The 12,056-nt window shown below is 29.8% G+C and carries 10 protein-coding genes; 3 read left to right on the top strand and 7 right to left on the bottom strand.

Features of this window, described 5'->3' with window-relative positions; all coding sequences use genetic code 11:
- Positions 1-440: 440 nt before the first annotated feature.
- Positions 441-947 (bottom strand): anaerobic ribonucleoside-triphosphate reductase activating protein, encoded by a 507-nt coding sequence (gene nrdG, locus C1715_RS17460; RefSeq protein WP_102401976.1) that lies wholly within the window; start codon positions 945-947, stop codon positions 441-443.
- Positions 948-1,191: 244 nt separating this feature from the next.
- Complete coding sequence (locus C1715_RS17465; protein WP_102401624.1) at positions 1,192-3,348, bottom strand: anaerobic ribonucleoside triphosphate reductase; 2,157 nt, start codon at positions 3,346-3,348, stop codon at positions 1,192-1,194.
- A 300-nt stretch (positions 3,349-3,648) separates the two neighbouring features.
- Between C1715_RS17465 and C1715_RS17470 the strand changes: the two genes are divergently transcribed.
- From C1715_RS17470 to C1715_RS17480, 3 genes are all read left to right on the top strand, one after another.
- On the top strand, positions 3,649-4,686 hold the full coding sequence (locus C1715_RS17470) for a DUF3048 domain-containing protein (protein WP_102401625.1): 1,038 nt from the start codon (positions 3,649-3,651) through the stop codon (positions 4,684-4,686).
- A 237-nt stretch (positions 4,687-4,923) separates the two neighbouring features.
- A complete protein-coding gene (locus C1715_RS17475; RefSeq protein ID WP_102401626.1) occupies positions 4,924-5,766 on the top strand; it encodes a DegV family protein in 843 nt (280 codons plus the stop codon).
- Positions 5,767-5,821: 55 nt separating this feature from the next.
- Complete coding sequence (locus C1715_RS17480; RefSeq protein WP_102401627.1) at positions 5,822-6,010, top strand: hypothetical protein; 189 nt, start codon at positions 5,822-5,824, stop codon at positions 6,008-6,010.
- Between the two features lie 65 nt (positions 6,011-6,075).
- On the opposite strand, the gene C1715_RS17485 is transcribed toward C1715_RS17480, so the two are convergent.
- The 5 genes from C1715_RS17485 to C1715_RS17505 all read right to left on the bottom strand — a co-directional run bounded on the left by C1715_RS17485 (position 6,076) and on the right by C1715_RS17505 (position 11,944).
- Complete coding sequence (locus tag C1715_RS17485; protein ID WP_102401628.1) at positions 6,076-7,452, bottom strand: chloride channel protein; 1,377 nt, start codon at positions 7,450-7,452, stop codon at positions 6,076-6,078.
- A gap of 393 nt (positions 7,453-7,845) precedes the next feature.
- The gene (locus C1715_RS17490; RefSeq protein ID WP_102401629.1) at positions 7,846-8,697 is read right to left on the bottom strand and encodes an Mrp/NBP35 family ATP-binding protein; all 852 of its coding nucleotides are present in this window, start codon (positions 8,695-8,697) and stop codon (positions 7,846-7,848) included.
- 134 nt (positions 8,698-8,831) lie between these two features.
- A complete protein-coding gene (locus C1715_RS17495; protein WP_102401977.1) occupies positions 8,832-10,022 on the bottom strand; it encodes an ABC transporter permease in 1,191 nt (396 codons plus the stop codon).
- 64 nt (positions 10,023-10,086) lie between these two features.
- Entirely contained in the window at positions 10,087-10,779 is a 693-nt protein-coding gene (locus C1715_RS17500) for an ABC transporter ATP-binding protein (protein ID WP_102401630.1), read from the bottom strand.
- 10 nt (positions 10,780-10,789) lie between these two features.
- Positions 10,790-11,944: an efflux RND transporter periplasmic adaptor subunit gene (locus C1715_RS17505; RefSeq protein WP_180964130.1), complete on the bottom strand. Its 1,155-nt coding sequence runs from the start codon at positions 11,942-11,944 to the stop codon at positions 10,790-10,792.
- Between the last annotated feature and the right edge of the window lie 112 nt (positions 11,945-12,056).

Below are 12,056 nucleotides of genomic sequence, written 5' to 3' on the forward strand. Positions count from 1 at the left end.
GTTTACTCATTTATCAAAAGGATACTTTCTATAAATGCGATGTATATATTAATCAAATAATTATAGCCCCTAGATTTCTCCTTATGATTCAATTTAAAAATTCTTTAGTTTTTATCCCATGTCTACCTATTGTAATATCCCCTTTTTCACAATAAGAAATTAATATTAACTACTGGCCTAAATAAAAATTATTCTAAAAAAGGATTTTATAATATGTTTTTCTATTTAACCTTATATATTGTAATTTATGTAATGTATTTATTACTATTATATACCTCTATTTCATATTTTTCAATATTCAGAATATTCTACAGATCCTTTTTTTCATCTAATTATCTAAAAAAGCATAGATATTGTTCAATATTCAACAATATCTATGCTTATAATTAAATAATTAACATTATGTGGTTTTTTACCAAATTACAATTTCATTACATATATTATTTTACATTTTGCTTAGTTATTACTTTCTCCTGCGTTATGCTAGATTTAACATCTATAATTCTTTGATTCCTAGACCCTGCATATTTAGGAGGCTTTTCCGTAAGGTTTATATCAAACTTTCCATCTATCAATACATCAACTAATTTTAGTAAATTTATTTTGTATTGGTCTCTACTTGTAAGTATTTCTTCAAAAGTATATCCTGTATAACACCATATATTTAATCCTAGTTCTTTAACATCCTTTGCTAACCCTATTAATTCTTGGGCCTTTTCAAAAGGTTCTCCTCCTGAAAAGGTAACACCTTTTATTATAGGCACATTATTCTTTATACGGCTTAATATCTCTTCTTTGCTTACATCTTCTCCATAATTAAAATCCTGCATACATTCATTATGACATCCAACACACTTATGATTACAGCCAGATACAAATAAAACACTTCTTATACCTTCACCATTAACTAATGAATTATCTAAAAAACCTGCCACTCTAATATCCATATTATCAATCCTTTTCATATAGTCAAAGGAGATTTATCTCTAATTAGAAAAATCTCCTTGAGTTTTATACACTATGATTATCCCACAAAAAGCATTATATTACCTGAATTATGAAATTTCTCTGGAATGACTTGCATAAGAAGCAAAGGAACTGTTTAAATTTATTGTTCCGAGCTTTTATGCAAGTCATGGAGGAGAAATTTCATAATTCCACTACATTGTACCTTATTGTGGGATACTCACACTATACATTATAAAATGCCCTATGAGTTTCTGTATGAGAAGTTCTATCTGCTCTCTCAGCTATTTTACCGCTGCCAAATCTTTCATCTAGACTTAAATATCCTGTAACCCTTGATATGCCTTGTATATTTAAGCTTCCACATTTAGTACATTTATGCTCACCGCTATTTAAATAAGTTCCACAATCTCTGCAGTATTTAATATGGAAATTTATACCCATATAACTTATATTAGTATTCTTGTACGCATAATCTATTATACTCTTAACATCTTCTGGTTGTGGATAATCATCTAATTCTATGTAAGTTATATGTCCACCATTACATATTTTATGATAAGGTGCCTCTATATCTATTTTTTCCTTTATAGATATAGGGAAATATACAGGTACATGATAACTATTAGTATAATAATCCTTATCTGTAACTCCAGGTATTTCACCAAATACTGCCTTATCTTGGAATATAAATTTACCTGATAATCCTTCTGCTGGAGTTGCATAGCAAGAATAATTTAATCTATCTATTTCCTTATACTTATCACAAAATTCTCTTATAGTACTTATAATCTTCATACCCAATTCTTGGGATTGTTTACTTTCTCCGTGATGTTCTCCCACTAAAGCAATTAAAGTTTCAGCAAGTCCTATAAAGCCTATTCCCCAGGTTCCTTGTTTTAAAATAGGTTCTATATAATCATTGTCACCTAAGTTTTCTGATCCTTTCATTAAATGCTGTCCTGCTACAAAAGGAAGATCTTTAACCCTTAAACTTTTAAGTACACCATATCTATGTAATAAAGCTTCCCTTGCCATCTCTAATCTTAAATTTAAAATATCAAAAAACTTATTCAAGTCCCCTTTTGCTAATATACCAATTCTAGGTAAATTCATTGTTACTGGTGCTATATTCCCTCTTCCTTGAGGGCCTTCTTCACCATTTATATTAGAACATACGTAAGTTCTGCAACCCATAGTTGCTGGCATAATTCCTTTATCATAATAATATTTATTAAAGTCAGCATCTATATTCATAAACATAGGGTTCATTCTCTTAGCTGCAACTCTGCACGCTAACTTGTATAAATAATAGTAAGGGTCATTTTCTTCTCTATTTACCCCTTCTTTTACTCTGAATATTATATTAGGAAATATAGGTTGTTCTTCTTTTCCTAGTCCCTTTTCATATTCCTCTAGAAAGACCATACATATAAGTGCTGCATCATCATTTTTAGGAATTCCAATATTTATAGATGAAAATGGGACTTGTGAACCTGCTCTAGAGTGCATTGTATTCAAATTGTAAACTATACCTTGCATTGCTTGATGAACTCTTTTCTCTAGCTTTTTATTCACTAATTCCTTTAGAAGAGGATTCATATGTATATTTTCTTCTGTTATATCTTCATACTCTGGTACATCCTTAAGCACAGATAATACTTCTTCTATAACTTCTTCTCTTGTACTAGGTATAAAATCAGCCATATCATTATCAAAATTTACATGAGCCTGCCCACCAAACATATCATTTTGAGTACTTTGAAGAAGTATACAAGAAAGCTCTGCTGCTGTCTCTATTCTTCTAGGTGGATTTATAGTACCGTATCCTGTATTAAATCCTCGTTTTAATACTTTACCAGTTTCTATATTAAGACAATTAGTAGTTAGGTTATAACTATCTAAATCATGATAATACAAATCTCCGTTCTCATGAGCTTTTGCTAATTTTTTAGGCATCATTGCTAAATTATGCCATTTATTGGATTCCGAAGCTATTCTCAAAAGCTTAGATGAGAAATTATTACCTACGTTAGCATTATCCCTATCCGTTTCCACTCCTATTTGTTCTATAGCTCTCATCAAATCCGATTTTATATCTCTAACTTTTGTTCTCTCTCTCCTGTAATTAAAGTATGCTGCTCCTATATCTTTATACCCTTGCACTATTAAAGTATCTTCTACTAAATCCTGAATTTCTTCCACACTGATCTTTTGATCTTTTAACTTTTCTACCCTTTCTATACACTTTTGTGTAATCTCTATTATTTCACTTTCTTTAAGTTTAGAACCTATCTCATCTGCTGCTCCTCTTATAGCACCAGCTACCTTGGATGCATCAAAATCAACTGTTCTTCCATCTCTTTTAACAACATGTAGCATATTTAACCCCTCCGACCACTATATATTGTACTGTGCTATTATACTTCACTTATGAACTTATATCAATTTTAAAATTAACGTAAAAAATATATAAAGTTAATTTAGAACTCCGTAGCTAATTTTTATACTGTTTCTTGTACTTATTTAAGGATTGAAAATATATAATATCATGTTACTTACTGATTTTAAAGGGATACAATACTATTTTAAATATATATTTTTAATATATATTTTTAATAGTTGATATAATTAATTTTTGTGATAAAATATTTCTATATTTACTATATAAAGGAGGATATTATGCTTAATAAAAAAACTGTATTCAGTATAATTTTATGCATATGTTTTTTTCAAGGTTGTAGTTTTCCCTTTAATTTTGGAAAAAAACAAGTAAACTCACCTGCTCCAAATAATACAATTACAGAAGATAAAAGGCCTGTTGAAAAAAAAGAAGAAAGATACATTTCTCAGTTTACAGGTGAAGAGGTAAATAAAGACTCCTTTGCCAATACTCCTTTCATGGTTATAATAGAAAATTCAAAAGCTTCTAGACCTCAGTCTGGTTTAAATTCATCAGATATAGTATATGAAACTGTAGCTGAGGGAGGTATACCTAGGTTTATAGCTCTATTTCAAAAAAATAATTGTAAAAAAGTTGGTCCTGTACGAAGTGCAAGAAACTATTTTATTGATATAGCAGCGGAATATAAGCTTCCCTTTGCACACTGCGGTGGAAGTCAAGAGGCTTTAAATAGAATTTTAAAAAACAAAGAAAAAAGCATTAATGAAATTTCAAACTCTGCATACTTCTTTAGAGATAAAACTAGAAAACCTCCTCATAATTTATATACTGACAGTGATAAAATAAGAACCTATATAAAAAAAGTAAACTTTGAATCAAATTCACCTATTAAATTTAATTTTGACAAAGAATACTGGGAAGATCCTAGTCTTCTCTCTGCACAAGAAGTTAATATAAATTTAAACAAATATTACACTACTAGTTACTATTTTAAAGATAATAAATATACTAAATACATGGATAACAATATATCTGTAGATGCACTTACAAACGAACCTCTATACTGTAGCAATATAGTCATTCAACTTACAGATATTTCATTACAAGATGATGCTCTACACTTAAATATAAGACTTACAGGCCAGGGAAGTGGATACTTAATTTCTAATGGAAAGTTCATAAAAATTAAATGGGTGAAAAAAAATCACAATTCTCAAACAACTTTACTAGATGAAAATGAAAATACCATACCTTTATCACCAGGAAGAACCTGGTGGCATATTGTTAATTATAATACTCCTATAAATTTAAAATGATTTTCTAACTATAAGTGATATAATTTTAATTAGACGTCATTTAAAAAATGACTTAAATCTACCTGAAATTATACCTCTATTTTTTTAAATTATTATACAAAATCTAGTTAAATGAAATGTTATCCAAAGGATGTTATTTATGTTTCTTGTACATTCTTCATTTATTACAATAAAGTATTGCCAACAATGTAAATTAATTTTATAATTAAAGCATTAACAGATTAGGAGGAATATGTTTTGAATAAAATAGCTTTAATAACAGATAGTATTTCTGATATAAATAAAGACTTCGTTGATAAGTACAATATAAAGGTCTTACCTTTAAAAATAATATATAAAGATAAAGAATATTTAGATAGAATAAATATAACTCCTAAGGATGTTTATGATAGAATGCCAGAAGAAATTCCAACTACCTCATTACCTTCAATGGATGAAATAAATGAACTTTATATTGAGCTAGAAAAGGAAGGTTATACTCATGCTATAGCAATACCAGTATCTTCTAATTTATCTGGTACTTTTAATGCTATAAAATTAATAAGTGATGATCATCCCAAAATTGAAACTCATGTATTTGATTCAAAATCCATAAGTGTTGGAGAAGGAATAATAGTTGAACAATGTGCTAAACTTATAAATAATGGTGAATCATTCCAAAGAATAGTGGAACTTTTACCTAGTATAAAAAATAAAGTACATTTATATTTTTTATTAGATACCCTTGAATATTTAAAAAAAGGGGGAAGAATAGGTAAAGTTGCTGGAGCAATTGGACAATTTCTCAATATCAAACCAATAATCTCCATAGACCATGAAGGTGCATATTACACAGTTGCAAAAACTAGAGGTAAAAAACAATCTATAACCAAGTTGCTATCAATAGTTCAAGAAATTCTAGAAAAATGCAAATGTAAAGTGTATGTAATGCATGGAGGTGCTGAAGAAGAATGTAAAAAATTACTAGATGTTATTTCCAAGTTTTCTAATATAATCTCATTAAATACAGGGCATATAAGTCCTGCTGCCGGTGTGCATACTGGACCTGGTTTATTAGGTGTAATGCTATTTGAGGAATAAAAAAATATAATCTACATAAAATATCATTAAATATATTTCGGAAAGGTGATATTTTATGATAGGTAAAATAATAGATATGAATAAAACTGATGCCTTTATAAATTTTCAAGACGGAACTACTATGGATATTTCTGTTACCAGATTGCCTAAAAATTCAAAAATAGGCGATACTGTAGACATTTCTTTAAATAGTTCTTTATCATCTTCTTCAACTTCAAATAAGGTAATAGATTTCTTTATATAATTTTTTATAAAACCATTGGCTATATTTTAGTACAATTTTTTATACTAAAATATAGCCAATGGTTTTTATTCACGTACTGAATCAGTAAATTCCAATTTTTCTGTTTCAATAACTTTACCTAAAATATTCTTACGAGATTTATTTATTTTAAATCTTCCACCAGTACCTACTTCACAATCTTCCTTCATGCAAATAGACGGTGTTTTAGATTTCTTTAATACCTGCGTTGGATAAATACTCTTATGTCCTACTATTAAATAGCTTATAACACACACTATAGAGGAATAAGTACCTACTTCAGCTCCAAATAACTCCATACTCATTATTATACCTGCTAGAGGTGTATTAGAACATGTTGCCAAAAAACAAACCATTCCCATAGCTGCATAAAAAGAGGCATGTCCATGTATTAAAGTAGCCCAAGTACTGCCTGCTGTAGCTCCTATATACGCCATAGGAGTTAGTATTCCACCATTTCCTCCCGATGCTAATGTTACAGAAGATGTAATCATCTTACCTATAAATGCAAACTTTCCAACACTTAACCCTGATACAGCCTTATTTATTATTCCTTCACCCATTCCAATACAATCTGTACTTCCACTTATAAGCACAATAGCTATTAATATTAATCCACCTATAATTCCTTTTACGGGCTTATATATTTTTAATTTTTTAAATAACTCTTCTATTAAATTTACTATAACTATAAATATATTAGCTAATATCCCAATAAATACTCCAAATGCCATCATTTTAATAAACATCATGCCAGGATTAGATCTTTTAAAATCAACTAAATATATTAGAAGAGGTTTAGTTCCCAAAAATCTTCCCACTGAATAGCTTACATAAGATGAAATTAAAGCCGGCAAAAGAGATAAATAAGAAAATCTTCCTATATATAGAACCTCTGCAGCAAAAACCGCAGCCCCTACAGGTGAACCAAATACTCCTACAAAACCTGCACTAATTCCGCATATAACAAATCTTTTTCTATCTGTATCATTCATATTTAAAAATTTAGAAAAGAATGATGCTATGCCTGCACCTATTTGGGTGGCCGGTCCTTCCTCACCTACAGATCCTCCAAATATTATAGTTAGAAATGTAGTAAATAGTTTTACTGGCATGGCTTTTACATCCATTTTTCCTGCTCTCTTATGTATAGACTCTATAGCTTTTTCAGTACCATGACCTTCTGCATCCGGTGCTAATTTCAAAACTATTAAACTACACATAAAAAATATAATAGGCAACAGCAAATAATAATATTTAATTTCTTGTTTTATAAAAACTTCTCCCGCTGCCACAATCTTTACAAAAATACCAATAGCAAATCCAACAGTTAATCCTACAAATATGGATAACAAAATCCATTTTATAGTACTTCCAATCATTATGGACTCTTCAACTATATCCTTTTCAAGTAATTTTTTCATTTTATTCCCCCTCGTACTACATTTATTTACTATTTTCATCATTAATTTTCCCTTATTTATTATAAACCTCTTTTGCCATCATTGTTACTATTGCAAGAAAATTTCTTCAATATTTTTTTTATTATTTTTTTGTATACCCTTTTTATATATAAAAATCTAAAAAAATATTTTTCATTTTAAAATTATTTTTCATTAAAAAAAGCCATTGTATTAGCGATTTTTTAAATAGCTAATACAACAGCTACAACTACTCTTAGATATCTTTATCTATTTCTTACTTTTTATAATTTATATATTGATTAACCCACAATAAGGTACAATGTGGTGGAATTATGAAATTTCTCCTCCATGACTTGCATAAAAGCTCGGAATAATTATTTTAAAGACAAATAATTATTTATTATATTGCTTTAACACATTTTCCATTAGTTCATCATAACCTTTATGATTGCTTATATATTCTTCTGAATTTCCATTTTCCATACTTTCTACCAATTCTAAATCCACTGGCATTTCCGCAAGTAACGGTATATTTAAATAATTAGCATGTTCTTCTCCTGATTTCTTACTAAATATTCTCATTTTTTCTCCACAGCTTTCACAAACTACATAAGCCATGTTTTCAACTACACCCAAAAGATTTATGTTAAGTTTTTCAGCCATAGTTACAACTTTTTTAACTATCATAGATACCATATTTTGAGGAGTAGATACTATTACCATTCCAGTTACAGGCATAGTTTGCATTACAGTTAAAGCTACATCCCCTGTGCCTGGAGGCATATCAATTAAAAGATAATCTAATTCATCCCACATGGTATCCACATACATTTGATTTAAAACACCAGTAATTACAGGACCTCTCCATATAACAGGTTCATCTTCTTGCTCCGTTAATAGATTTAAAGATATAACCTTTATACCTAACTTTGTAGTAACAGGTTCAAATTTAACTTCATTTTCATTCCCTGCAGGATACATAGAAGCTCTTTTATCATTTATTCCAAAAAATCTAGGCATAGATGGTCCAGTAATATCTGCATCTAGAACTCCTACTTTATAACCTAATTTAGCAAGCTTTGTAGCAAGTATTCCTGTTACTGTAGATTTACCAACGCCACCTTTTCCACTTATAACCCCTATAACATTCTTTATTTTACCATACTTAGGCAATAACTTAGCCTCTTCACATTTATTCTTGGTATTACAATTTCCCTTACTTGGACATGTATCACATGTACTCATGACTTAACTTCCGCCTCCTTTTTATTGGTGCCAGGCACCTACCGAAAAATGTCGATTTATATACCTTCCGTATATTTAAAATTATAACACTATAGGCACTAAATTTTCCAGTGTGTATTTAAATACGTATTTACTTATTCATATCTAAGTGCATCTATAGGATTTAATTTGGCAGCCTTCTTAGCAGGATATATGCCAAAGAAAATTCCAACAGCAGAGGAAAATAATATCGTACCCATTATTACTTTTAAGGATATGTTAGGGGATATCTTAGCTACCATGCCTATTAATTGCGCTCCAGTAATTCCTACTAACATCCCTATTATTCCACCTATAAGAGATATTATCACAGATTCCGTTAAGAACTGCATTAATATGGCGTTAGTAGTGGCCCCTATTGCTTTTCTTATACCAATTTCTCTTGTTCTTTCTGTAACTGAAACAAGCATTATATTCATAACTCCTATACCACCAACTAATAGTGATATAGCAGCTACGGCACCTATAAATGCTGTAAATATACCTAAAACTTTATTCACCTGTTCTAATTGTTTCAATACATTTTCTGCACTATAAACGTTCTTATCTCTATTACCATGTCTGCTATATAATATATTTACAGCAGCATTACCAGCATATTCACTGGCATCTTTTGAAGTTGCCATTATACTTAAACTATCTATATAAAAATTATTAGAATAAATAGTTTGGATAAAAGTTATTGGAGTATAAATAAATAACGTCATTTCTTCTTCCTGTTCTTCACCCATAAATGGATTTTCAAATCCCTTTATTACACCTACTATTTTAGCTTTTTTCATAGAAGTTTTTTCTCCTACCTTTATGCTTTTTCCCACTACATCTTCATATCCAAACAGTGCCCTTGCGGACATTTTATCTATAACTACTACTGGCTCCCCTTGAAGGTACTCTCTCTCATTAAAAAATCTTCCATATAAAACTTCTACATTTTGAATATATGCTAAATCAGTATTACCACCTAAAAAAAAGGCAGCTCTATTCTTTTTATCTGAAGCAGCATTTCCTCTTTTCTGTGCCACTGGAGTTACATATTTTATAGAATCAACTCTATCCTTTAATACTTTTACATCCTTTAGTTCTATATAATCGCTCCTATCTGCCTTAGAACTATCTACCTTAACGTTTATTATAGATGCTCCTATCTTTTCAAACTCTCCTGTTATGCTGTCTCTAGCTCCATCTCCTAGAGAAATAATCGTTATTACAGAACTTATTCCTATTATTATTCCCAGCATTGTAAGAAAGGATCTTAACTTATTAGACTTTATACTTTCTACAGCCATCTTTAAGTTTTCATATAAATTAAAATTCACCAGGAAATACCTCCTTTCTCTACTATGAATTTCTTTATATAATTATCCTATTTTCCACTGATTTATCTAAAATTATCTCCCCATCTGTAAATTTAACAATCCTCTTAGTATATCTAGCAATATCTTCTTCATGAGTAACCATAACAACCGTAGCACCATCTTCATTTAGATTTTGAAATATCTTCATTATCTCAACAGAAGACTTAGTGTCTAAATTCCCCGTAGGTTCATCTGCCATTATTACTTTTGGATTATTTACTATAGCTCTTGCTATAGCCACTCTTTGTTTTTGCCCTCCAGATATTTCATTGGATTTATGCCTAATCCTCTCTCCTAATCCTACTTTTTCCAGCGCCTCTATTGCTTTTCTTTTTCGTTCCCTAAGAGGTATACCAGCATATATCATAGGAAGTTCTACATTTTCTAGCAATGTCATCCTTGGAAGTAAATTAAATGCTTGAAATACAAAACCTATGTCTTTATTTCTTATATGCGCTAATTCATCATCTTTTAAATCCGATATATCATTTCCATTTAATATGTATTCTCCCTGATATTGATTATCTAAACATCCAAGTATATTCATAAATGTGGATTTTCCTGAACCTGAAGGTCCCATAATGGAAGTAAATTCTCCCTTTTGGATTTTTAAGTTTATACTTTTTAACGCTGTAAACTCTAATTCACCAGTAACGTATGTTTTAACTATATTTTTTACCTCTAACATAGTACCCCTCCTATACTTCCTCTACTAAAACACCATTCTTAATAGATTCATTAGGATTTAATATGACTTTTTCTCCCTCTTTTAATCCACTTAAAATCTCTGTTTGCGTATCAGACTGAATGCCCACTTTTACTTTTCTTTCTTCTGCCTTACCATCTTTTACTACATATACAAAGCTATTTCCCTTTTTATCTAGTTTTATGGCTTCTGTTGGTACTTTTAAAGCCTCTTGTGTTTTTTCTACTAATATGTCTACATCTACGTCAAATCCTACTTTTAAATTATCACTTTTGTCTAATATATCTAAATAAACCCCAAGAGAAGTTTCTTTTCCTACAGCAGATACTTCCTCTTTTGCCACTGGGTCTATAGATGATATTTTTCCCTTATATTTATTTCCTCCGCTTATTATTAGAGCTTCTTGCCCTAACTTTACTCTAGAAGAATCATATTTATTTAAAGACATCACTACCTCTAAATCTGTAATATCTTGAACTACAACAACTGGCTGTGCTCCACTATCCATAGCTCCCACTTTTACATTTAAAGCTGTAACTATGCCATCCTTTTCACACACTATACTACTTCTGCTTTTATTTTTATTTTCTTTTGCACTATTTAGAGCTAATTTAGCAAGTTCAACTGCATTTTCTGTCTGTTTAACTTTTTCATCTGAAATATCTTGAAGCTTACTTTTTGCACTCTTCAACTCTTCAATAGTTTTCATATTTTGAAGCTTATTACTTTCTTCTAACTTAGCTATTTCATTATCAATATCTGATTTTTTCTTTTTAACATCATCTCTTTGTGCTATTAAATCTTTTCTTTGAAGAACTGCATTATTGTATTCAATTTCTGCCTTTCTTACAGCTGAATTCAAATCTGGAACATCGTAGGCTATAAGTACTTCCCCTTTTTTAACCTTTTCTCCCACCTCTACATTAACTGACTTTACCTTTCCTTGAACTCCAAAATACTCCTTTAAACTCTTAGATCTTATTTTTCCACTAGTAGATAGATATGCTTCCAAATTTCCTGTACTTACTTTTGCCGTTTTAACTTTATTATGCTTATTTCTGTTCTTATTAATTGTTCCTATATAAATCAAAACACCTATAATTACAACAGGTATAAGCCATAAAATAACTTTCTTTTTCTTGCTCATACTATTCCTCCCATAAAACGCTATTTTAATCATTTTAGCATAAAATAACTTGAATATAAACTTATTTGCCCATAGACTTATAAAGTTCTCTTCAAACAAATTTAATATTTGT

It is taken from the genome of Haloimpatiens massiliensis, assembly GCF_900184255.1.
In the GTDB taxonomy this organism is placed as follows: domain Bacteria; phylum Bacillota; class Clostridia; order Clostridiales; family Clostridiaceae; genus Haloimpatiens; species Haloimpatiens massiliensis.

Bases quoted from the DNA above. Each gene is read 5' to 3' on its own strand.
- nrdG (WP_102401976.1), bottom strand. From the start codon at position 947: ATGGATATTAGAGTGGCAGGTTTTTTAGATAATTCATTAGTTAATGGT.
- C1715_RS17465 (WP_102401624.1), bottom strand. From the start codon at position 3,348: ATGCTACATGTTGTTAAAAGAGATGGAAGAACAGTTGATTTTGATGCA.
- C1715_RS17470 (WP_102401625.1), top strand. From the start codon at position 3,649: ATGCTTAATAAAAAAACTGTATTCAGTATAATTTTATGCATATGTTTT.
- C1715_RS17480 (WP_102401627.1), top strand. From the start codon at position 5,822: ATGATAGGTAAAATAATAGATATGAATAAAACTGATGCCTTTATAAAT.
- C1715_RS17485 (WP_102401628.1), bottom strand. From the start codon at position 7,452: ATGAAAAAATTACTTGAAAAGGATATAGTTGAAGAGTCCATAATGATT.
- C1715_RS17490 (WP_102401629.1), bottom strand. From the start codon at position 8,697: ATGAGTACATGTGATACATGTCCAAGTAAGGGAAATTGTAATACCAAG.
- C1715_RS17495 (WP_102401977.1), bottom strand. From the start codon at position 10,022: ATGGCTGTAGAAAGTATAAAGTCTAATAAGTTAAGATCCTTTCTTACA.
- C1715_RS17500 (WP_102401630.1), bottom strand. From the start codon at position 10,779: ATGTTAGAGGTAAAAAATATAGTTAAAACATACGTTACTGGTGAATTA.
- C1715_RS17505 (WP_180964130.1), bottom strand. From the start codon at position 11,944: ATGAGCAAGAAAAAGAAAGTTATTTTATGGCTTATACCTGTTGTAATT.